At 45.8% G+C, this 23,498-nt stretch carries 20 protein-coding genes; 16 read left to right on the plus strand and 4 right to left on the minus strand.

Going from position 1 to position 23,498, the window contains the following annotated elements; genetic code table 11:
* The first annotated feature begins 7 nt into the window (after nucleotides 1-7).
* The 6 genes from J2736_RS25360 (at nucleotide 8) to J2736_RS25385 (ending at nucleotide 2,612) form a co-directional block, all read left to right on the plus strand.
* Complete coding sequence (locus J2736_RS25360) at nucleotides 8-388, plus strand: hypothetical protein (protein ID WP_310501382.1); 381 nt, start codon at nucleotides 8-10, stop codon at nucleotides 386-388.
* Nucleotides 389-546: 158 nt separating this feature from the next.
* Nucleotides 547-939, plus strand: a complete 393-nt coding sequence (locus J2736_RS25365) for a glycosyltransferase (RefSeq protein ID WP_310501383.1) — start codon at nucleotides 547-549, stop codon at nucleotides 937-939.
* Nucleotides 899-1,633, plus strand: coding sequence for a glycosyltransferase family 2 protein (locus J2736_RS25370; protein WP_310501384.1), 735 nt, complete (start codon nucleotides 899-901; stop codon nucleotides 1,631-1,633). Before J2736_RS25365 ends, J2736_RS25370 begins: the two co-directional genes overlap by 41 nt.
* A 60-nt stretch (nucleotides 1,634-1,693) precedes the next feature.
* A complete protein-coding gene (locus tag J2736_RS25375) occupies nucleotides 1,694-1,981 on the plus strand; it encodes a nucleoside-diphosphate sugar epimerase (protein WP_310501385.1) in 288 nt (95 codons plus the stop codon).
* 11 nt (nucleotides 1,982-1,992) lie between these two features.
* The gene (locus J2736_RS25380; RefSeq protein ID WP_310501386.1) at nucleotides 1,993-2,355 is read left to right on the plus strand and encodes a restriction endonuclease subunit S; all 363 of its coding nucleotides are present in this window, start codon (nucleotides 1,993-1,995) and stop codon (nucleotides 2,353-2,355) included.
* Nucleotides 2,352-2,612 carry a hypothetical protein gene (locus J2736_RS25385; RefSeq protein ID WP_310501387.1) on the plus strand — a complete coding sequence of 87 codons (261 nt, stop codon included), beginning with the start codon at nucleotides 2,352-2,354 and terminating at the stop codon, nucleotides 2,610-2,612. The genes J2736_RS25380 and J2736_RS25385 overlap by 4 nt, the downstream gene beginning before the upstream one ends.
* A gap of 2 nt (nucleotides 2,613-2,614) precedes the next feature.
* On the opposite strand, the gene J2736_RS25390 is transcribed toward J2736_RS25385, so the two are convergent.
* The gene (locus tag J2736_RS25390; RefSeq protein WP_310501388.1) at nucleotides 2,615-3,604 is read right to left on the minus strand and encodes a ketoacyl-ACP synthase III; all 990 of its coding nucleotides are present in this window, start codon (nucleotides 3,602-3,604) and stop codon (nucleotides 2,615-2,617) included.
* A gap of 175 nt (nucleotides 3,605-3,779) precedes the next feature.
* Nucleotides 3,780-4,676 (minus strand): LysR family transcriptional regulator, encoded by an 897-nt coding sequence (locus J2736_RS25395; protein ID WP_310501389.1) that lies wholly within the window; start codon nucleotides 4,674-4,676, stop codon nucleotides 3,780-3,782.
* A 130-nt stretch (nucleotides 4,677-4,806) separates the two neighbouring features.
* Here J2736_RS25395 and J2736_RS25400 point away from each other — a divergent pair, with 130 nt between their 5' ends.
* Complete coding sequence (locus tag J2736_RS25400) at nucleotides 4,807-5,478, plus strand: O-methyltransferase (RefSeq protein WP_310501390.1); 672 nt, start codon at nucleotides 4,807-4,809, stop codon at nucleotides 5,476-5,478.
* 392 nt (nucleotides 5,479-5,870) lie between these two features.
* Here J2736_RS25400 and J2736_RS25405 read toward each other — a convergent pair whose 3' ends face one another.
* Nucleotides 5,871-7,499, minus strand: coding sequence for a right-handed parallel beta-helix repeat-containing protein (locus tag J2736_RS25405; protein WP_310501391.1), 1,629 nt, complete (start codon nucleotides 7,497-7,499; stop codon nucleotides 5,871-5,873).
* 196 nt (nucleotides 7,500-7,695) lie between these two features.
* On the opposite strand from J2736_RS25405, the gene J2736_RS25410 reads away from it, so the two are divergent.
* Both J2736_RS25410 and J2736_RS25415 read left to right on the plus strand, forming a co-directional pair.
* Complete coding sequence (locus J2736_RS25410; protein WP_310501392.1) at nucleotides 7,696-9,465, plus strand: sensor histidine kinase; 1,770 nt, start codon at nucleotides 7,696-7,698, stop codon at nucleotides 9,463-9,465.
* Nucleotides 9,443-11,047 (plus strand): response regulator transcription factor, encoded by a 1,605-nt coding sequence (locus tag J2736_RS25415; RefSeq protein WP_310501393.1) that lies wholly within the window; start codon nucleotides 9,443-9,445, stop codon nucleotides 11,045-11,047. Before J2736_RS25410 ends, J2736_RS25415 begins: the two co-directional genes overlap by 23 nt.
* Before the next feature lie 71 nt (nucleotides 11,048-11,118).
* Here J2736_RS25415 and J2736_RS25420 read toward each other — a convergent pair whose 3' ends face one another.
* Complete coding sequence (locus J2736_RS25420; RefSeq protein ID WP_310501394.1) at nucleotides 11,119-14,115, minus strand: efflux RND transporter permease subunit; 2,997 nt, start codon at nucleotides 14,113-14,115, stop codon at nucleotides 11,119-11,121.
* A 198-nt stretch (nucleotides 14,116-14,313) separates the two neighbouring features.
* Between J2736_RS25420 and J2736_RS25425 the strand changes: the two genes are divergently transcribed.
* The 7 genes from J2736_RS25425 (at nucleotide 14,314) to J2736_RS25455 (ending at nucleotide 23,445) form a co-directional block, all read left to right on the plus strand.
* Nucleotides 14,314-15,090: a peptidoglycan-binding protein gene (locus J2736_RS25425; RefSeq protein WP_310501395.1), complete on the plus strand. Its 777-nt coding sequence runs from the start codon at nucleotides 14,314-14,316 to the stop codon at nucleotides 15,088-15,090.
* 94 nt (nucleotides 15,091-15,184) lie between these two features.
* Nucleotides 15,185-15,436 carry a hypothetical protein gene (locus J2736_RS25430; RefSeq protein WP_310501396.1) on the plus strand — a complete coding sequence of 84 codons (252 nt, stop codon included), beginning with the start codon at nucleotides 15,185-15,187 and terminating at the stop codon, nucleotides 15,434-15,436.
* Nucleotides 15,360-17,675, plus strand: coding sequence for a helix-turn-helix domain-containing protein (locus J2736_RS25435; protein WP_310501397.1), 2,316 nt, complete (start codon nucleotides 15,360-15,362; stop codon nucleotides 17,673-17,675). Before J2736_RS25430 ends, J2736_RS25435 begins: the two co-directional genes overlap by 77 nt.
* 200 nt (nucleotides 17,676-17,875) lie before the next feature.
* The gene (locus J2736_RS25440) at nucleotides 17,876-18,841 is read left to right on the plus strand and encodes an ABC transporter permease (RefSeq protein WP_310501493.1); all 966 of its coding nucleotides are present in this window, start codon (nucleotides 17,876-17,878) and stop codon (nucleotides 18,839-18,841) included.
* Between the two features lie 15 nt (nucleotides 18,842-18,856).
* On the plus strand, nucleotides 18,857-19,735 hold the full coding sequence (locus tag J2736_RS25445; protein ID WP_310501398.1) for a carbohydrate ABC transporter permease: 879 nt from the start codon (nucleotides 18,857-18,859) through the stop codon (nucleotides 19,733-19,735).
* 71 nt (nucleotides 19,736-19,806) lie between these two features.
* A complete protein-coding gene (locus J2736_RS25450; protein ID WP_310501399.1) occupies nucleotides 19,807-21,837 on the plus strand; it encodes an alpha-amylase family protein in 2,031 nt (676 codons plus the stop codon).
* 78 nt (nucleotides 21,838-21,915) lie between these two features.
* Complete coding sequence (locus J2736_RS25455) at nucleotides 21,916-23,445, plus strand: type 2 periplasmic-binding domain-containing protein (RefSeq protein ID WP_310501400.1); 1,530 nt, start codon at nucleotides 21,916-21,918, stop codon at nucleotides 23,443-23,445.
* Nucleotides 23,446-23,498: the final 53 nt, after the last annotated feature.

Genomic DNA, 23,498 nt, shown 5'->3' on the forward strand with positions numbered 1-23,498 from the left:
GTAGCACGTGATCACGAAAAAAAAGGTTAAGAAGCTGACCGTAAGTAGAAAAATTCGGAAGAAGCGAGCGGGAACGACCCCGAAAACAGGTCTGAAAAAAAGGACGCTTGTTCGGAGAAAAGGGCGTGCCATTCGTCGCTTAAGACCCTTAGCAAGGCGTAAGGGGAGACGCAGATTAGTCCGTCGTCTCATTCGATTTCCTAAACGCAAAGGGAGTCGGATGATAGCTCGTCGACGCAAAGCTCCGCGCCGTATCATCCTAAGCCCAAGAGCGAGGAGAGCTCAATTAGCCTATGATCGAGCATTCAATGAATCGTATAAAGCGGGTTACGGTGTCGGTTTCGCAGAGGGATACACAAGGGAGCTTACGAATCCAACGATTGCTTAAAGTGATGTTATGAGTTATGAGGTGAAGCCCTGTTGGAAAAACGATTGGGAAAGAAACGAATAAGTGGGCAGGTCATCTCCAGGAAGAGTCGCAAACGAAAGCTTTCTAAAAAAGTGACCTCCCGATTTACTAAACGAAGGCGCGTGCTAAGCCGAAGAATGAGGACAAGTGTCCATCCTGTCGGTGCAGTCATCATCACTTCCAATACAGAAGCATCGATTGTAAATGTGTTGGAGCCATTAAAACGTTTACCGCTTAGGGAGATTATCGTCATCGTTCACGGCTCAGCAGACGGTACATTAGAGATGGTTAAGAGGCATTCACGAGCTATTCTGATCCATATTCCCGTACGAATGGAACGAGATGCCGCAAGAGCTCTGGCTGCGAGGATATCGCGGTCGGACTTCTTGCTTTTCATAGAAGAGGACAAGATTGTTAATGCGGAAGAGCTGCTTCCCTCCATTCGGAATTTGGCTATGGGTATTGAAAATGGCACCTTGGTGAGGAGGCATGAACTTGCAATTAACGAGCATCATTATTCCTACGTTTAATGGTCTAGCCTTGTTGAAAGCTTGTGTCACTTCCATCCGTCAGCATACCTTTGCGCCTTATGAAATTATCGTAGTTGATAATGGCTCCCAAGACGGAACAATGGGATATTGTCGAAATGAACATATAAAACTCGTTGCGCTGCCCGCTAATCTCGGTTTTCCAGCTGCCTGTAATTACGGCTTACGCTTGGCGGAAGGCGACACGTTAATGCTCTTGAATAACGATACGATTGTCACGCCGAATTGGCTGCCGAAGATGCTTAGCTGCTTAAACAGTCGAGAAGATATCGGCATGGTAGGTCCTGTCTCCAATTATGTCTTTAGTAGGCAAAAAATACGTATCCCCTTCACGGGGATATCGAATATGGTTCACATTTACAGTCAGGTGAATCCTGGAAAATGGCGTGAAACGAAGCGATTGGTAGGATTCTGTTTGTTATTTAAGCGGAGCCTATATGATCAGATTGGTGAACTGGATGAAAGATTTGCTCCCGGATATTACGAGGACGACGATTTCTCGTACCGTGCCCGACTAGCGGGCTATCGACTTCTCATCGCAGGCGATTGTTTCGTGTATCATCGCGGTAGTGTTAGTTTTCGGAAAAAAATGGGTCGATCCAAGCGCGAACTGTTGCGACGCAATCGCAAGAAGTTTATGCACAAGTGGGGGGTCGATCCCCTTCGGTTTATTTAGGCACCGATTCCTAACAAGCTGCATAACGTAGTGTGAAAAAGGTTGTAGGAGTGAGTTACCATGGAGGAGCGGGTCACGAAGATTATTTCTCAGATTGCAGCTTCACATAGCCAAATGGGGCGAATATTGGAAACACACCGGCATGTGTCTAAGCAAATGGCGGCAATTACAGGAGATCTGCCTGATTCTCATCCTGGGTTTGCTGGATTAGGGATGCTTCAGAAGAGGGCTTTACAATTAACCAAAAATGTAACGGCCTATTTAAATAGCCTCGCTGAATTAGAAGAAGCTATGGCCATGCAAACGGAATTAGTTATAAAGGAATTACATGTACCTGATGAGGAATAGAGGGAATGGCCATGGACAGAACAGAACTCTATATGCAGATGCTTGAAGCGACAGCCAAGCTGCAATATGAAATAAGTTTGATGCTGGAAGCGAGAGTTGTGGAAGCTTCGAAGTCGCAACACTGGATTTGTCAGCATATTAATGCGGCGAATTTGGAGGGGCATGACCATAAGATGAACGTCACCGGCGAAATTAATGAGAGCGTCATTGACCTTATTGACGGTATAACGAAGCTGGAGAATGCGTTAAATCACCAGATGAAGGCGATGCTTGGGAAACATCCATCCGGTTCAGCTTTAGGCTTAGGCTTGGAGTCCGATGATGCCATGGGTTTTGGTGGTTTACTTCCGTTTGGTGAGGATGGAAAGCTGTGAATCGCGAGCATGTTGAGCTGCACATATTGATCTCGCTGGCGCGGAGCCAGCGAGCACTATGTCGAATCATAGAATCTGTCGCAGATCATGTAGAGAGTTCAGAGCAGTTAGCAGGCCATATCGCCGATAATTTAAAGACGATTAGCGACTATCAACATGCGCTGATGTTAAAAGTTACGAATCGGTCCAAGCCTACACGTGTTATAGGTAACGTTGGTAAACCGGCTAAGCCATGGATAAATAAGAAGCATCTGTAGACTTAACCCCAGCGAACAAGGATTCCGGCGTGTGTTAATCCACCGCCAAATCCGTATAGTAACAAGGTATTGCCGGTTTGTACTTTTCCTTCTTTAATCCCCAAATCTAGAGCTAACGGAATAGACGCCGCGGAAGTGTTGCCGAAGTATTCAAGGCTATACAGCGCTTTGTCAATCGGGATACCGCTCTTCTCACAGATCGAGTCAATCATACGCAGGTTTGCGCTATGAGGGATGAACCAATCGATCGCCGCGAGAGGCATGCCGCTCTTTTGCAGCAGCATTTCGATGCCCTCCGGTACGGTCGAAACAGCGAATCGGTACACTTCGCGTCCGTTCTGGACAAGCTTACCTTCCCCTAGCAACGGGTCGCCATTCAGCTCTGTAGCCAGTCCTGTTCGGTACACATGCTTAGCCCCTGTACCATCTGATCCCATATGATAAGCGAGGAATGCAGGATTAACTTCTTCACGCTCAACGACCACGGCACCAGCACCATCACCGAAAAGGATGCAAGTGGATCGGTCTGTGTAATCGGTGATCTTGGACAACGCATCGCCGCCGATCACGAGAATTTTGTGATGGACGCCTGCAGACACTAAGGCACTAGCAGTATGAAGCGCATAGGCGAAGCCTGCGCACGTCGCATTGAGATCATAGGCTCCCGCGTTTTGGATGCCGAAGTGGGCCTGAACCTGACAGGCAACAGGCGTTGACGATAAGTCTGGTGTATGTGTGGACACGATGACGAGGTCTACCTCGTCAAGAGAATTCGGGTATCGATCAAGCAAATTGTGCACAGCTGCTATACATAAATGACTGGTGAACTCATGTGCTGCAGCTATTCTGCGCTCCCGAATGCCAGTGCGTTGGACAATCCATTCATCGTTCGTATCCACGCTTTGGGAGAGTTCCTCGTTGGTTAAAATATAAGCAGGCACATAGGTGCCGATGGCTGAAATTCGCGCTTGTAAAGAAATAGAGGACGACATGAGTGACACTCCTTTTTAGTATCAAGTATTAGTATCTGGTACTAAAATTAGTGTAAGGCATGGAAGTGTTCGTTGTCAATAGGAGAACATGAGTTTTAAACTTGCTAGTTGCTAATACTGTAGATCAAAAGCTTAAAAAGCTGCCGATAATAAACGGCAGCTTTTTAAGTTTTTTCTAACTTCTAACAGGATTTTGACGAATCATTTTAATAAAGTTCATTGCGGGAGCAGATAAGGGTTCATTTTTGCGCGTGCATATGGCAATTGTGTTGGTTAAGTGAATCCCTTCGACAAAAACTCGGCATAACTCACCACGCCTTACATATTCGCGTACAACCAACGAAGAAACAAAATTGGCACCATAGCCTGCAACAACGGCTGTGATAGCTTCATGCAACCCATTGAATTGCAAAGAGATTGTAGGGGGCGAAGTATTGTAGGTGCGACATAAAGATAACAATCGCTCTCGAGTTGAACTCCCTTCCTCACGCATAACGAAGGGTTCCTTCATCATGTCAGTCAATGAAATATTTTGATTCGCATACCGATGATTAGGTGCAACGACGAACCATAACTCGTCCTGAAATAGTTCCTCTGTCTGAATCATATCCGAATATTCCTCGGGTATTCCCCCATAAATAGCTATATCCACATCGACATTCAATAGTTGTTTAAGAGCGTCATTGGAATTCGTAGTTGTAATGATCATTTCGACTTGTTCGAATTGTTGTTTGAATTGGGCTATCCAGGTAGGGATCAGGAAATGAGCAGGTAAATACGTCGCGGCTATACGCATACATCCAACGGAGCCGTTACGGTAATCTTCAGCATACCGTTCAATTTGTTGTTCCACAGCAAAAAGTCGTTTTGCAAGTAAGGCAATTTCTTCACCTGCATCTGTTAACGCAATTCCTCTTCCTTGGGGCTTGAGCAGCGTTAGGAGCAGTTCTTTTTCAAATTTCTTAATCTGTGCAGTTATGGCTGGTTGGCTGATGTTAAGTAATTCTGATGCACGAGTTACACTTCCGGTACTAGCAACGATATGAAATAAGCGTAAGGCATGTAGATTCATTTCGAATTCTCCTACTCATGAATTCATATATTATTTATATGTATCCATTATAAACATATATTATATTTATGATTATAACTCAGTTACACTGTTAGTAGAAGTTAACAAATGTAGAGGAGAAGTGATCTTAATGAGTCAGATAAACGTCTGGGATAAGGTTGATCAGTATATAACGGAGCGTCTCATTCCACATGATGCTATTCTCGAAGCAGTGTTGTCCACCAATCAAGAGGCCGGATTACCGGCTTATGATGTCTCACCCTCACAAGGGAAATTGTTAAACTTGCTTGTGCAGATGCAGGGATCGAAACGTATCTTGGAGGTCGGTACATTGGGAGGATACAGTACAATCTGGATGGCACGAGCGCTGCCTGCTGAAGGGAAAATAGTCACGCTAGAACTTGATCCTCATCATGCACAGGTAGCAGCGGCTAATCTTTCCCTGGCTGAAGTGCAAGATAAGGTGGAGCTTCGAGTAGGGGATGCTTTAGAGCAATTGTCACAGATGAGTAACGAGGGTGTCGAGCCTTTTGATTGTATATTTATTGATGCTGACAAGCCGAATAATCCGAATTATTTAAAATGGGCTCTTCACTTCTCCCATCCGGGAACTGTGATTATAGGTGATAATGTCATTCGCGAAGGTGAAATTATTAATAAAAACAGTGAAGATCCACGTGTACAAGGTGTTAGAGCATTTTATGATCTTATCGCAGATGAGAATAGAATTACAGCCACTGCGATTCAAACAGTTGGAAGTAAAGGATATGATGGGTTCGTTATTGGTATGGTTACTAGCTAAGTGCGATAACAGCAAAAAGAGGTTGTCTAAATTTTGTAACAGCCTCTTCTTCGTTAATGACCTAGGAGTAATGAGCCTGCTTCCACTGCTTCCCACAATCTAACTGGATTTTCTCCATCTATTTGAATCGGATTTCGCGAATCTGAAGGGTTAACTGTATTTCCTGTAGTTAAATTTCCCCGATGTGCTTGTTTCTTCAAATTTCAAAGAAATTAGCTGTAGTTTTTCCATCTAATCCTGCAAACAGGTCAGATTCGGATAAATTAGCTGTAGTTTATACATTTAAACACGTGTGGCAGCTAGGAAGAATACCCCAGTGTTAAAAGGTTTTGCTGCGCGTCTTCCACGAAAAGCAGGAGCTAAGCGAGAAAGACCGCTTAGCTCCTTAGTTTTTATGAAAATTGATTTAAATGCTCATAAATCGTCCCATTCACTTCTTCGTCTCTTAACAAGGGGACGGAGATACCTTCAAACGTATTCCCAATCATGAAAACGTTGTGGGCATCAATGGCATGCACACCGATTTCGGAGTTTTTCATCGTATTGTTCAAAATCACAATGTTGGTATTGAATTTACCGCTGAATCCAGCGGATTTCACACCAATACAACCGGCTGCTTCATATCTGGGGAAGAAACCGCAATTGTCGAACTCACAATCTTTAATTAGTATATCCGTTGCATGTCCGCCTTCGGCGTGAACGGGTAATTCTGCGCCGAGTAAGATCCCAGGATTCATCGTATTTTTGTAGGTGCAATTCAGAATCACTACATGGTCGTATCGCACTAGATGACCGGCCCCAGCAATGTTCGTAAACTCCGAGTTTTTACAAATGTACCTGTCAGGCTCCCAACAAGCGGCGCTTCCTAACATGCCATTCTGTGTGATGACAGGAAGCTTCTCGTTCAAGCGAATCCGGTAATAATTCCCGCGATCGCCTTTTCCCTCGTGATGCCAATCTGCAATGGTTAACCGATAGATGTCTTCTTCGTGATTTAATTCAATAACACTGCCTATCTCCAGCTTTGCAAAGGTATGATGGCAAAAGAACAATGCCTCATCATCGCTTAGCACTTCTTTTACAATGAGCCAGTTGCTGTGCATGTTCTGACCATCCATTCGAACTCCTTCGATAATCAACTGGTCAATGTTGAGATCACCATTGCATTTGAAAATTTTCCAAGCATCCCTTGGGGCAGTAAATAAGCGATTGCCATCGGGTTTAAAAATCACGCGCTCCGCTGTTATATGCTTACAAGCCTCCGTTAACATGCAGAAGCCATTTGAATTATACGTCCTTATATTAGAAAGGTTTAAATGGTTACATCGTGCGAAGTAAGTTTGAAAGTCGGTCTGAGCCCCTTGATGCCAAGAGACATATTCTCCAAGAGCGACCTTAGCAGCTACCTCGGCATTCGTTAAGGACAATTGATTCGGGGCGATTCGTTTCCAAAGCACGCCTGCTCCAGAACCATAAGTAACACTTTCACCTGTCAGTGCGCCTGTCTCCGGATTAAAGCGATTCATACAATAACAGCCCATTCCGTCGTAGCACGGATTGCCTTCAAAAACGTCGACGACGATATGAGAGTCACTTTTTGCAATAACAACACCTGCTGATGCGTAGAACGGCTCACGGGAAAAAGCGATATTTTTGAGTGCAAGCCTCTCGTTGTCTTCGCACCACAGGATCGCGGGCAGGTAGCCGTGAATCTGAAGATCATTAATTCCAACGAATACGGTTGCAGGATCCCCTTGTTCGTCTACAGCACCTAATAATGTTAGCTTTTGAGAGCCTTGAATGACGATATGGCATACTTTGCTGTCATGCGCGGAACTGCCGGCATCATGTTCAAAACCTGCTGTATCGAAAGTTATTGCACTTTGCAGCATATAGCGTCGCGGTTCGAAAATCACGAACTCCGCTTGTGTTTCTATCGCATGTTGAATCGCCGCGCGAATCATTGCTGCATCGTCGGAACCTTTGAAATTGTTGACATAGACCACAGGAATAGAATTCATTCTGATGACTCCTTTGGGTTATTATGCAAACAGAATAAAGTATTTAGGTTTATAAAGATATAAATAATCATGTGAAAACTTTAGTTATTTGGCGATTTCGTAGAAAAATGATAATTTTAACGTAATAATGACTGTTTATTCAAATATCACCTTCTATAATTGTATGTAGACGTTTCCATGAAGGGGTTAGGCACGCATGAATCGCATATCCGCTATGTTCAGGAAATTACGAATAACGCCAAAAGTGTTCCTTCTGACATTCCTTTGTTTTGAGTTACTGACGTTAGTGACGGCGTACTCATTTAATCAACACTCGTCAGAGATACTGATCAAATCTCAAATGGATTATGCAAGACAAGCCGTTCAGAAATCCAATCGGTACCTAGATAGTAATTTGCAAAATATACGGACTGCGCTTAGCTCGATCGTGAATGATAGCCGGTTGAAAACTGGCGACTATAAACAGCTAGAAACATGGATGTCGGTGAACCTGCTCTATTTATCGCCGAATTTGAGTAATGTCCATCTGATTTCCAATCAAGATGTTCTAGCCAGTTCTTCTTCGCACAGTTGGGATTTGTTTGACGATCCTGTGATTCAACAATTATTAGCGAGTCCACTTGTAGACTCGAAATGGGTTGGGCCTTATCATTCCACAGTTTCAGGATACACATTGACTTATGTAACACCAGTAGATTTGATGAATGGCTCTCGAGGTATTTTACTGGCTGATGTGAATTTGGAAAGGTTGTACTACACATTGTTTCCTGATGAAGTGCAGGATGTATCTGAGAATCTTATTATTTTGGATAAAGAATTACGTCCAGTTATTGGGAAAGAGCCTTATATCCACTATGATTATGTTCAAAAAATATATCATTTGACCGGGTTTGACCCGTTCATTCTTCGCTCCAGCTGGGGGCAAAAAGAGTTCATGAATCCTCAAGCCGACGATAGTCTTATTATGACGAGGGGATATAATACCATTCTTAAATGGCAGTTAGTCGTTATCATGAACAAAAGTGAACTGCTGGCACCTCTTAAGCAATCGATAAGCGACTCGATCCAGCTTGCGCTGATCTCTTTTTTACTGGCGTTAGGTTTATCCTTATTCGTAACCGTAATCATTTCTTCGCCAATTAAAAGAATGACTAAATATGTGCAAAAAGTAGGAGAAGGAGATTTGGATTCTCAACTCGCCATTAAAACGGAAGATGAGATCGGCTACCTAGCTATGCATTTCAATGTCATGACGAAAAAAATAGGGCAGTTGCTGAGCGATTTAAAATATAGCGAGGAGCAGAAAAAGCTTTCTGATTTTCGTGCTTTGCATGCCCAAATTAAGCCTCATTTTTTATATAATACGTTAAATACGATCTCCATGCTCGGACGGCGAGGCGATATGGAGAAGATGGATACGCTGATTTCTGCCTTATCGAATCAACTACACTATGCACTCGATAACTCACCGGATCCAGTAAAAATGAGGGAAGAGTTGATCGCGATTGAGAATTACGTAGAACTTATGAAAATCCGTTATCCGAATAAATGCGAGTTTGAATTCGATATTGATCCTCTTTCCTTGGAATATAAGCTTCCTAAGTTTATTTTGCAGCCAATTGTTGAAAATGCCATTTTCCACGGGATCGTTCCTAAGGACGCAGGTGGAACCGTGTATATCGGAACGATGGTCAATCAGGGTGATTGGGAAATATTGATAGAAGATAATGGGGTTGGCATGGAGAAGGAAACGTTACAAGAATTGGTAGATAAGCTGGAACAGCGTGAGAAAGTAGTCAATCGAGTGAAGCATATTGGCATTGTGAACGTGCACGAACGATTCCAGCTTATGTTTGGATCCGAGTATCAATTAACCATTGACAGTCATCCCCAAATTGGAACGAAAATATGGATAAAACTTCCTAAGGAAAGGGCTGGATCCGTTGAAACGTCTTCTTTTAATTGATGATGAAGAGATTGCCAGACAGCATATCAAAGAAGCTTTTCCGTGGGAGGAGTGGGGGTATACCATTGTCGGTGAAGCAACGAACGGTATAGAAGCGTTAACAGCGATAGAGGCTCTCAACCCAGATGTTGCTTTGATCGATATTACGATGCCGGTGATGGACGGCTTGACGCTCCTGAAACATATCAATAATCGTTTTTCACAGACGAAATGCGTTATCCTAACCGCTCACAGAGAGTTCAGTTATATTAATCAAGCCATGCAGCATGGTGCGCTCGGTTATATACTCAAATCACCTATCAACCTAATTGAAACAAAGGAAGCATTAGACAAAGCGTCAAAAGAATCTGAGAAAGATATGACGATCATGTCTGCCTCCATCAATCATAAGACGATCCAAAGTAACAGTTATCCGCTTAGAAAGCATTATTTTCAACAGATCCTAATGGGGCTATATGCTGAAGATGGTGAGATTAATCAAAAAGGGAAAGAAATCGGTGCGAATTTGTCGTTTGACACAACCGTTTTAGTGGTTGTTGAAGTTGATGGGCTAGTGAGTTTAAAGGAACGTTACTCAAGCAATGATAGGATGCTTATCGAATTCAGCATGTTAGAAATGATTCGAGAATCGCTTCAAGAATCTTTTCCTATCCATAGTGAGTTATTTCCATTGGAGTTCGGAAAAGTGGTTGTACTTCTCGCGTCGGATGACAAGAGTTTGGATAAAGAAGGAAGCATGGCCGCCTGTTTGCGTCTAGAGCAGACAATTCAGGGTCCTTTGGAGAAGTACTTAGATGTCTCCATAAAGTTGGCCGCTAGTGAACCGTTCAGCAGGCTCAACCAACTTCGTTCTATATACAAACAAATCAATGGTTTGTTCATTTATCGCTTTTATCAGGAGAAGCCTAAGACGATTTTTACCTATGGGCTCCGTCCATTTGGGCTTCTGAGCATGCAACACGTATCCGAGTTAAATGCGTTAGCGGACAATCTGCAAGTAGATAGATCCCATGCGGCTTATGTAAGAATACTACACAAAATAAAAGCGTATCTACTGGAATGGTATCCATCACCAGCTGAAGTTCTGAATTGGTTTCAATCTCTGGCGTCGCGTATGACTGACGCGGCCTATTTACCAGAATGGCCGCAATTTGAAGTTGCCATTAACTTGAGCGAGGCCATACAGTTCGTGTTAGCATGGCTGCAGAAGTGTGATCGAATTGTAGCAGAAGCAATCGTAGTACGTCCTGAAATTGCACGGGCTATCTTGTACATTCGTCAGCATCTGGGAGGCGAGTTGACCGTAGATGCGATTGCAGGGGAGTCTGGGCTCAGCACCTCTCATTTTAGCCATATTTTCAAGAAAGAGACGGGAATGTCTGTCATTGATTATGTGCTGGAGCAAAGAATAGAACTCGCTAAGCAGTATTTAGCGGAAGGTAAATTTCGCAATTACGAATTGTCCGAGAAGGTTGGTTTTCAACACTATTCGTATTTCTCCAATATATTTAAGAAAATGACCGGCATGAGCCCCAATGAATATAAACGCACAGTGAAAAATGTTATTACGTCGCCAAATTAGTTCGAAATTGGATAGAAACAAAAAAAGGCTGACCCCAAGCAGATCATTCTGCCGGGATCAGCCTTTTTTACTTAACGTGCATTTTCTAACCGTCTTCTCTGACGTCTTGCTTTTCTCGCATGGAGTAGTTCATAGACCGTTGGCACCATGATCAGCGTGAAGAGCGTTGCTGAAGTCAGACCGCCGATAACGACGACCGCTAAGCCTCGGGAAACGATGCTGCCTTCTTCGGCTTTAGCTAGAACAAGCGGCACCATCGCACAAATAGTAGCAACGGCTGTCATCAAGATGGGACGCATCCGTGTAGCCGCGGCTTCCAGTAAGGACTCGCGAATGGTCATGTGCTCTTCGTTTTGTTTCACACGATCAATCAAGACGATGGCATTCGTGACGACGATACCGATCAGCATCAAGAATCCGAAGATTGACGTAACGTCGAAGGATGTTTTGGTGATCATCATGCCAACAATCGCTCCAACGGCCGCGAAAGGAAGGGATACCATACTCGCGATCGGTGCACGGAACGATTTGAATGTGATAACCATGATCAACAGTACGATACCAATGGATATACCCATGGTCATGAACAAGTCGGCAAAATCACTGGATTGCTCAGCCGATGCTCCGCCAACGGTCAAAGCAACGCCAGTTATAAGCTTCAGATCTTTTGTCTTTTTCGTAATGTCAGTATTGATTTTGGACAGTTTCGTTGAGTCTACGAGTGCCGTCACACGCAAGAATTGTTGATTATTCTTATGGAGAATCGTGTTGGACTCATTTGTTTTTTCGATTTTTGCAACAGAAGTTAAATCCGCTGGACCCGTTGCTGTCATGATTTGAATATTCGATAGGTCTGAAACTGTCGATGGATTAATTAAAGCATCAAGCACAACAGGAATTTCTTTGTTTTCCAGCTTCATGGAACCAATCGGTGTTGGATTCATGAGGGAGCGGATCGTACCTGCAATTTCTTCAGGTTTAGCTCGTGTAGGATCAACAGTAATCGAGTAGCCTGGTTTCGTTACATTTTGATTACTAGTTACTTTCTCGACGCCTTCAATACCTTTGATTGCCCCAATGACATCTGCAGCAGCTTGATCTAAGCTCTTGGCGGAATCGCCTGTTAGATCAACAGTAATGGCGGAACCGCTGCTGCCATCGAAGCCGCCCCCGCCTGCTTGCAAATCAGCGTCCGGATATTTGGATTTTTGAGTGAGAACCCCATCTATAAAATGCTGAGTATCCACATCTTTCTTCATGAAGACTTGGAAGGTTGCAATCGTTGGAGGCGCTACGCTACCCCATTTGGCATTATCTTCGGTGTTCCCTTGTTGCAGAATGAGATGATCAAGTTCGCTTTGCTCGAGCATGAATTTCTCTAATTCCATGGCTTTATCCCGCACAGTTGAAATGGGAGTTTCAGGTGTGTAGGACAGTGTGACACTTAACTGGCTTGCGGTGGAGCCGCCTACTGCACCTTTTGGCATCACGAAGTAAAGCGCAATGGAACCGCCAAACAGGATAAGCGAAAGGAGAATGGAGATGAATTTATGATTCAAGCTCCAGGATAAGATGCTTCTTAGACCTTTCGACTCTTTATGTTCTTTTAATTTCGTCTTGCGCAGTAACCAAGCGCTCATCAGAGGAACGACGGTGAGTGCAACGAGCAAGGAGGAAAGCAGGGAATACGTGACGGTTAGGGCAAAAGGGAGCAGGAACGCTTGTAAAGAGCCTTTCAAAAGTCCAAGCGGCAGGAATACGGCAACGGTTGTTAAGGTAGAAGCGGTAATCGCTCTGGCAACTTCTCTCGTTGCATCAAGGATTAATTCCTTGGAAAACTCCGCCTTCTGGGTTCTTCGGAAAATATTTTCGATAACAACGATACTATCATCCACGAGCCGTCCTACGGCAACGGCGACCCCGCCTAGCGTTAAGATATTCAATGTTACACCGGATTGGGAAAGCAGGAACAACGTTAATCCTAGTGATAGGGGAATGGAAACAATCGTAATGAAAGTGGAACGAACATTTCTAAGGAAGATTAGAATCACAATTGTCGCAAATAACGCGCCAAGCAATACTTCTCTCATCATACTGTTTACGGAAGTGACGACAGATTCAGCGGTGGAATAAATCACTTCAGCCGTCGCATTCGGATATTTCGTTGCGATTTCTTCTGCGATTTTATCTACCTCTTTACTGATATCTACGGCATTGGAGCTCGTATCCTTCGTCACGACCAACGTTAGCGAATCCTTACCGTTAATGCGTGTTAAGGTGTCTTTATTTGCGGCGACTTCAACCGTAGCAACATCCTTCAATTTGACGCCAGGGGCTACGGATAAATTACCGAGCGTATCTAGATCGCTTAGGTTTCCTATAACCTTGATGGCGCTCGTTTTGCCGTCTATGGGTCTTTCTCCAACGTTGACGGTCACATTCTGTCCTTGTAGGACACCCATAAGAACTTGTGCTGGCAATTGTGCTTGGGCTAATTTATCTTTGTCAGGATGAATGATCACTTGAGAGACGGATGTGCCACCAAGCACTACACTCGCAAGTCCTCTGATCTGCTGAAACTCAGGCAAAATTTTCTCTTGCGCAAGCTCGATATTTTGTTTGGTTAAGCCATCTTTGAAATTGAGAGCAACCCAAGAGAGTGGAATCATCGAAGTGTTCAAACGGATAACGAAAGGTTTTGACATTCCTGCTGGCAAAACAACCGAGTTTAGCGCTTCTTGAACGCTCGCTTGGGCATCTTTCATTTTAATATCCGAATCAAATGTCATATCAATTTTCATAAAGCCATCGGAAGATGTAGAGAATACTTCTTTCTTACCTGGCACACTGGAGACAGCTTTCTCTATAGGTGTAGTAGCACTATCCAGCATGGATTTGGCATCATATCCTTGACCGACGACCGTAACACTAATTTGTGGGAAGTCTGCACTTGGCAGAAATTCCATCGGCAATCTAAAGTAGCTGCCAACGCCTGTTCCTAAAATTAATAGTACCAAAAAAATTACAGCTGCTTTGTTACTAAATGCCCACTTCGTAAACCATGTCACACGTCTCGCTCCCTTTCGTTCTAGCGTCTGAGATTACCCTTAAATATAGAATTCCATGTTTAGGGGGTTCTATGTAAATAAGGGGGCCTATAGTTCTTCTTTCATCATTTGGATAAAAGGATGTTCCACAGGAAATGCTACCCTTATCGTCCATAGTGTGGCGAAGATACTGAAGATGACAGGAAGTGAACGTAACGCATGTTACAAGGCAAAAAGAGGTTGATCTGGATAGCCCTCATCTGTGTGGTCTTGTTCAGTGCTTCTACAACGACTGTATTTGCATATGGCAAAGGAGCGAAAGGCCCTGATGTCTACGCGGTTCAAGGGATGCTGAAGTCTCTTGGTTACTATTCAGGACCCATAACAGGCTATTATGGCAATCAAACACAAGCTGGGGTTAAAGCTTTTCAAAGCAGATATGGTTTGCCGGTAACGGGAAATGTTGACGATCAGACCTTACAATCCATTCTCTGGGCATATGGGAATCTGAAGATTCCGAAGAAGGTGACGCCAACACCAACACCGACGCCAGCGCCGTCGCCGATTACGCCGAGTCCTACGCCAGCGCCGAAGGTTCCTTCGACATCCGGCTTAACGGTGGAAGAGCAGCAAATGCTGGATCTGGTGAATAAAGAACGTGCAGCAGCTGGACTCTCAGCGCTTACAGCGGACCTAGAGCTAACCAAAACAGCTCGTCTCAAAAGCCAAGATATGGTGGATAACAAATATTTCTCCCATGATTCGCCGACGTATGGTTCACCATTCGATATGATGGAGAAATTCGGAATTACGTATAATGCAGCAGGGGAGAATATTGCTTGCAACCAAGGAGTTGGGGCGGCGCATGAAGCGCTTATGAACTCTCCAGGACATAAGGCTAATATTCTGAGCAAAGATTATACGCACATTGGCATCGGTATTGTGGACGGCGGACCGTGCGGCAAAATGTTTACCCAACAGTTTATTGGTAAATAGAAATGGCAAATTAAAAGTCTCGGCCTGTGTGCCTGCATGTTCCGTAATGGAACTTCAGGTCACCGGCCGAGACTTTTTTTGCACTGGACACTTTTTGTCATCTCCTGCATCTGACAAGACATTTCTTGCACTACTCCTGCAGCATGTCGCCTTCACGTATTCCCATGTCCGAAAACAAGAAATGTCGGTTTTGCAATCACGCATTTTCTTTTACAATGAAGAAAGGCTGGCTGGCGTGTACAAGATGGAGAAGGCAGAGGAGGGGACCAATGGCGAACTGGTTGAACAGCTGGAGACGATGGTTTTATCCGGGTGGGAACGACCGCAGCGGCACGTATCTGAATAGGCTGATTTGGGTCGGGTGTTTATCGGTATGTCTGCCGATTATGATTGCGGGTCTGGTGTATTACCAAATTTCAATGGAGCGGACAAAAGAGCAGATTATTGACGAGAGCAATTCCACACTCGTACTGACCAAGGACAGGGCGGAGCGGATGCTCCAAGGAATCGAGAAGGACTCTCTGCAGCTGGCGGCTGACCCGATCATGACAGATTTGTTCGCCGGGCGGATTACGGATATGCCTCTGATCTGGCATCTGGATTTGGTCAATAAGATTACGCTGGTCAAGAATGCGAATGAATTTATAAAAGAGATTTTTTTTTACAGCACACTGGAAAGCGTCGTTCTAACGAACAATTATGGCTCCATGGAGCTTGAGAATTATAAATACAAGGCAGATATTCAGCAGCTCCTGAACGATACAAGCCTAGCGAAGTGGATCTACTTGCCAACGAGTTCGCAGGAGGGCTTGATTACTTTCGTCCGAAAGGTTCCTGTAGGCGGGAGCAACAATGTACAGGGCATCTTGGGATTGCAAGTGGACATTGGGGAGATAGTTCGGTTCCTTCCTGAAAAAGCTGAAGTGTTTCCCATGGGTAAGGAACTGGTATTTCTTAGCACTTTGGGGCAGTCGAAACACAGGGAGAAGCCCATCCATATGGAAGCATGGTCCGGTTACGAAACCATTGCCGCAGCGCAAGACAGCATCGGCAGCTTCTATGAGACCCGGCAGGATGGGAGTGAAGCGCATGTCTCCTACATGAAAAGCACCTTTGGGCGCACGTACGTATCCGTAATTCCAGAGGACATCATTGCCGACAAATTGGCGTGGATCCGGGTGCTGACGATTGCGGTTCTGTTTTTTATCATCACACTTGCTGCGATGTTTACATATTTAAGCACGAAGCGGGTGTATAGCCCGATCGATCAACTGATCAAGCATAGCAGGTTTCTTGGAGCTGGTCGGATTCAAGGAAGCGAGAATGAACTGGAATATATTCGGGCCTGTCTCGATTATTTGAATAAGGAATCCCAGAGGCTCGGCAAGTATATGGAGAAGGTACAGCCGACCTTGCGGGAACGATGCCTTCAGCAGCTGGTAAATGGCGATTATATTCTCAGTGACTCTCTGCTTCACGATTGCGATATGTACGGACTGACGGTGAAGGCGACGTATGGGGTCATGGTGGTGGAGGTTGAGAATGCCATTAGAGAAACTCGATTCCTGCCGAGTGACAAACCGATTATTGCGTTTGCGCTGACGAATGTCATTCAGGAAATGATGGGGGCAAATCCGGATCTACAGGGTTATGTATTCCCATATGAAGGAAGAGGCGTAGGACTGATTCGCTGGGACGATATGGAAGAGCAGGGCAATCTGCCGCAGCGGATGATTGCCTTCGCTCAAGCGGTGAGTGATTCGCTCCAGAGCTACTTGTCCTTTGAGGTATCCGTAGGAATCGGGCGCTGCTACTCACATATTGCTGATGTACCAGTTTCGTACAAAGAAGCTGTCGTTGCGCTGCAATATCGGATCTATCAGGATACAGCTTCAATTCTCTACATCGAGGATTTGGAAAGCACGAAGACCCGTTCTGTATTCCGTTACCCGAGGGAACTGGAAGGGACGATTATTGACGCACTGTCCAAAGGAGAAACGCAGCTGGCGGAGCAATCACTTGAGAAATTCACAAAGGCGCTGCAGCAGTCGAAGTCGTATCATTTTATTCACCAGAGCTATTCTGTTCTGCTTTCCGCTATTATCACCTCATTGGAAAAACAAGGCGGCAGTATTCTAGATATTCTAGAGCACAATCTGTTCGGACAGTTGGAGAGCAAGCATACCTCAAGAGACATCAACGATTGGTTCACTGGCGTACTTTTCCCATTGAATAAGCGACTGACAGAGGAGACGCTGAACGATAATGGACAGTCGGCTATCCGGCAGATCTGCCAGTATATTCGCGAGCATTGCAGAGAAGATCTCACGCTGGTGCAGTGTGCTGAGCTTGTCGGGATGAGTCCGTCGTACATCAGTCGGTTGTTCAAAAAGGAAATGGGGATCAATTTCCTTGATTACGTCGTTGAATCCAAAGTGGAGGAGGTCAAGTTCCTGCTGCTAGAGACGGACCAAAGCATAAGTGAGATCTCAGCACTCATCGGATATTCAGAGCGGAATCTTACCCGTATCTTCCAGCGCAAGGTACAAATGACACCGAGTATGTTCCGTTCCGCCTATAGGTAATCCTGCCAAACTTTCGAGGCCTGACATTAGTCGGGTCTCTTTTTTTTTGACTGCCAAGCACAAGACAGAATTTGACCTTGCAAGTTTGGGCTTGTCCAAAGCAAGTATTGTCTCTATACCGCCATTTTCGACTATCCTACAATAGGCTCACAGGGGGATAATGTTCATCCCGAACTAACCGAAAGAGGTGCATTGAAATGATGGAGACATCCAGAGCCCGTCCCCGCCTGACAACGGCGACAGTCCCCAAGCAAGTCTATTGGTCGCGCCTTCGGCACCGCGTGCTGCAGCATAAATATATTTACATGCTGGCACTGCCGGGCATTCTTTATTTTATCCTATTCAAGTTTGTGCCCATGTGGGGACTGCTGCTTGCCTTTAAGGATTACAATCCGTACAGCGGCTTCTGGGGTAGCGAGTGGGTAGGTTTAAAGCATTTCACCGAGCTCTTCAGCGATAGTAATTTCTATATTATGTTGAGAAACACATTCGCGATCAATATTTTTGGGCTAGTCTTTATGTTTCCGTTTCCTATTCTTTTGGCTCTGATGCTCAATGAGGTGCGTCACGAGACTTTTAAGCGGATTAACCAGTCGATCGTGTATCTGCCGCATTTTCTGTCTTGGGTCGTCGTGGCGAGTATGACGTTCTTTATCCTCTCAACGGATGTTGGCATCATAAATAAGCTGATTACGGGGTCCGGAAGCGAGAGCATTGCGTTCTTATCGAACCCTAACTATTTCTGGGGACTCATAACGGCGCAAAATATGTGGAAGGAAGCAGGTTGGGGGACAATTATTTTCCTGGCTGCCATGGCAGGAGTCGATCCGCAGCGGTATGAGGCTGCCGTCGTCGACGGAGCGAATCGGTGGAGACAGATTTGGCACATCACGCTGCCTGCTATTCGCCCGACCATCCTGATCCTGCTTATTCTGCGGCTCGGTCAGATGGCTGACGTAGGCTTCGAGCAGATCCTGTTGATGATCAATCCGCTCGTCATCTCCATGGCGGAGGTATTCGATACGTATGCCTACACCCAGGGGATACTCAAGGGGCAGATCAGCGCTGGGGTTACGGTAGGTATGTTTAAAGGCGTGGTCGGTTTCGTGCTGGTCATGACCTCCAACTATATCGTGAAAAAACTTGGACACGATGGGATCTATTAACAAGGAGGTACTGATATGAGCTTTGTTACGCGAAAGAAAAAGATAGAAATGTTTGATTATGTGAACTACACGCTTCTTGCCGTGATCTCTCTGATATGCGTATTCCCATTTCTCTACGTGTTCAGTGTTTCCTTCACGGACCCAGAATCTTATGTGCCGCTGGAATTTTATATTTTTCCGGAGAAATGGTCCTTGTCGGCCTATAAGTATATTTTATCGACTGACAGTTTCTTGAATGCACTGAAGAGCACGGCGTTTATAACCATCGTAGGTACGGTATTGAACCTTGTAGTCTCGTTCTCTCTTGCCTATGCGTTGACGAAAAAACAGATGCCGGGACGCGGACTGATGCTCATAGGGGTCATCTTCACACTTGTGTTCAGTGCAGGAATCGTGCCGAGCTACTTATTGATCAAACAGTTGGGCATGCTCAATTCCTATTCGGCTCTGATCTGGCCAGCGCTTACGAATGCGTGGAGTTTGCTCGTCATTAAGAGTTTCATGGAATCGCTTCCTGCCGAGCTGGAGGATGCAGCTAAGATCGATGGTTGCTCCGATGTCGGGGTATTCTTGCGTATTGTTATTCCGTTGTCCCTGCCAGCAATTGCGGCTTTCACTTTATTCTTCGCCGTATCCCATTGGAATACGTACTTCAATGCACTTATTTATATTTCTGATTCCAAAAAGTGGACCTTGCAGGTGCTTATCAAAACGCTCGTCATTGATTCAGACACCATTGGCGTTGGGCAGTCTGGGGGGGACGACAGACTGGTGCCGCAAGAGACCATTCGCATGGCTTCAATTATGCTGGCGATGGGTCCAATTCTGATTGTGTATCCATTTCTGCAAAAGCATTTCGCTAAGGGAGTGATGCTAGGCTCGGTGAAGGGATAGTTTACGTTGAAATTAAAATACAGCAGTGACTCAATCAGCCACGCTGACCGGGTCATATTTAGGAGGAAGCTATGAGTGTAGAAAGCAAAGCATGGTGGCAAAGGCCACTGCGAGTCATTCAACCGAATTTGCAAGTACGGGATACCGATTTAATCGACCCGGAGCAGCTCGCAGCGCAGATGAAAAGCATGGGAGCGAATACGATTGTCTTTAATGTTGGAGGCATTTATGCCTGGTATCCGACAAAAGTGCCATACCATACGGTGAATGAGCATCTGCCCGCCTCGTTTGATTTGCTCCAAGCAGTGATCGAGGAATGCCACAAGCAGGATATCCGTTTTATAGCCCGGCTCGATTTCAGCAAGACAGAGGATTCGGCTTACCTGAGCCGTCCCGAATGGTTCGCTCGTCAGCTGAACGGCGAACCACTGGTTATCGGAGCTAACAGACCGGGAAATTGGTCGCTGCTGATGTCGACTTGCATTAACAGCGCTTACCGCAATGAAGCGGTAGCCATCCCTGTGCTTGAAGAGATATTAAGAGGCTATGACGTGGACGGCATTTTCTTTAATGCACCAGGGTATGTTGCCTGTCATTGCGAGGGCTGCCGGAGGAAGTACCGGTCTGTATACGGAAGAGAGTTGCCGCTTGACATCAAGGAGTTTGCAGCGGATTGGGCATCGACGTGTATGAGAGACAACATGGATAATCTGTATACCTTCATTAAACAGACTCGTCCTGAGGTTCCAATGATCTTGTACTACAATCTGTACAAGGACAACTTATTTGATCGTGCACAAACGACGGATATGCTCTGTACGGAGCCGCAAGACATTTTGTCGCTTGGGCATCGACACATCCCTGAGTTCTGGAAGCCCGCACTGAGTATCAAGCTGGGCCGATCGCTGCCAGAGCGACCAGCACCTTTCGGTATCGTGCATTCCAGCCCAGGTATGGATTGGCGTCATACGGGACTGCCTCCAGCGGAGTACCGCTTCTGGCTGTCGCAAATTCCGGCTCATGGCGGGAGTATCTGGCATTCGCTCACGGGTATTCCGGAAACCATTACAGATAAGCGCATTCTGGATATTGTGTCCGAGTTCAATCGGAACGCAGCCAAAGTAGAGAACTACATGGAGGATGCACAAACCGTAGCGCAGGTGGCTCTTATGTGGACGGCAGACCCTACAGCAGAGGGCTGGGCTGATGGGCTTATTGCAAGGCAAATCTTGTTCGATGTGCTCCTGCTGGATCAGGCGAAGCTGGAGAGGTTACAGCAGTATAAGGCTCTTGTGATTCCCGAGGGAATGAATTATACCGAAGAATTTCTCGCTGCGATTACATCCTACGTACATGCAGGGGGCCAAATTCTGGTAGAGGGATCAATTCCAGAACGGATGGAGCTTCAGTCCCTGCTTGGTATATCAAAAGATCAATACAGCAGTGAATATTTGATGGCATCGTATTTGAGATTTGAGGGAGACCGTAATCCGCTGCAAAAGGGCTTGGAGCAAACGGAGCTCATCGCACACCGTGGCAGGGTCATCTATACTCGGCCGGCCAATACGGAGACTCAGATTTTGGCAACACTGGTACCGCCGTTCTCTCCGATGGAAAGCGTAGGAGCACCGCCTGAGCGGGCATCATTGGCCGTCAGCCATACCGATATTCCGCTTGCGCTGCGTGCTGCCTCCGGCGAAGGCCATGCGCTGTACTTCCCATTCTCACTGAGTCATCTCATTAATGAGTTTAAGTTAGATGAGCATTACCAACTGCTCGCTAATGCAATCGATCTGGCGCTAGGAGAAGAGAAGTTGCTAGAGACGACTCACTATCAAGGGCTGCAGGTGACAGCTTTCGAGAAGGGGACCGACATGCTTGTCCATTTGGTTAATGGGGCGGGAAGACGACCGCTCTCGACCGAGCTGCCTCTTTATGACATCCAGGTAAAGCTGCGTTTGAACGGAAGAAGTGTGAAGACTGTCCGGCAGTTGATCGGGGGGGAGCCGTTGGCGTATTCCGTCCGTCAGGGGATGCTTCATGTGGAAGTGCCTGAGTTGCAGATTTGGGAGTGCTTACTCATCGAAACAGGCGAATCGTGATATGATCAGGGATAACGAAAGTTTTTGCATTGTATTAGGCAGGATAGGCAGAACCAACTTTAAGGGGGATGTATCAATATGAAAGCACTAAAGAAATATACGGCAATCATGTCTTGTTTCGTGGCTATATCGCTATTGGCTGCTTGCTCGGGATCGAATGAACCCGTTAAATCTGGAGCAACGAGTGGGACTAAGACCGATAACGCACCACTTACGATTAAAATTTTCGCTGGCTTATATAATGAAGTGCCGGATATGAACAATGCGTACTGGACGGAGTGGCAGAAGCGCACAAACACCAAGCTCGACATCGAATGGGTGCCAGACGGAGACTTGAAGACAAAGGCGGATCTGTTGTTCGCCTCCGCAGACCTTCCCGAAGTGGTTGCCTCTCCTGACTCTACTTGGCCGACACTACGCAGTGCGATCAAGAACGGTGCCTTCTGGGATCTTACTCCTTTCCTCGGGGATCTAAGCCAATATCCGAACCTGAAGAAAAATATGGCTCCGGATTGGCAGAAGTACTTGTCGGTTGACGGCAAGATTTACGCGGTTCCACGCTCCCGTTCCCGAATCGATAACGGTATCAAGATCCGTAAAGATTGGCTTGATAAGCTGAATATCCCTGTACCAACCACGCTGGATGAGTACGCAGCTGCTTTGAAGAAGATCATCGATAGCGATCCGGACGGCAACGGCAAAAAAGATACGTTGGGTCTGATTGGACATGGCGTCATTATTAGCGACGGAGATGATGCATTCGCTGCCGGTTTTGGGGCTCTGGAACCGACCTACAATAGTGAGGGCGGGATGATGGATAAGCGGTTGACCCCGCAATATACGGAGATGGTCAAATGGTTCCGTGGATTGTACACCGACGGTGTGCTGCCTAAGGAATTCGCGGTTATGAAAAAGACGCAGGCGGAAGAGTTGTATAAGACTGGCCGTGCGGCTTCCTATGCACGAAGCGTGTGGTGGGATAAAGAGTGGGAGGATTCGATCAGCAAGACGCAGCCGAACCCGAAGATTATCAACCTCACTCTAAAGGGACCTAAGGATAATGCTATCGTTCTTTCAACAGGGGTATCTGGTGGGTATTACATTAGTAAGAAGGTGCCGGAGGCCAAGGTGAAGCAGCTGCTAAAATATTTTGATTACACGGCTTCTGATGAAATGACTGACTTTGGCTATTATGGTACAGAGGGAGTTCACCACAAAGTAGTTGGAGGACAAAAGGTATTGACGGATCAAGGCGTCAAGGAAGTCAACACGACAAGCAAAGGCGCAGGGGTGCTCGCTTATGCCAAATGGGGCAAGGTTGAGAGTGCTTCTGGTGACAAAACGTACAACGATGCGAAGAAGAAGGAAGTTGAGCAGTACGACACGATCGGCAAGGTTGATCCGTTCCGCTACGTGTATTCCTCAACCTTCAACAACACTTGGCCGAAGTATGAGAGCGAGTTCAAATCAATGGTGACCAAGGCAATCGTTAGCCAAATTTCCATGGACGAGTATAAGGCTTATGTCGAGAAGCTGAACAATTTGCCTGAGATGAAGAAGGCTTTCATGGAAAACGCTGAAGCGTATAAGGAATTTCACAAAAAATAAATAAAGCTGTGCCACAACGGTTATCAGGGGACTTCCTTGGTAACCGTCTGTCA

The sequence above is a fragment of the Paenibacillus qinlingensis genome (assembly GCF_031455095.1).
GTDB lineage: Bacteria > Bacillota > Bacilli > Paenibacillales > NBRC-103111 > Paenibacillus_E > Paenibacillus_E qinlingensis_A.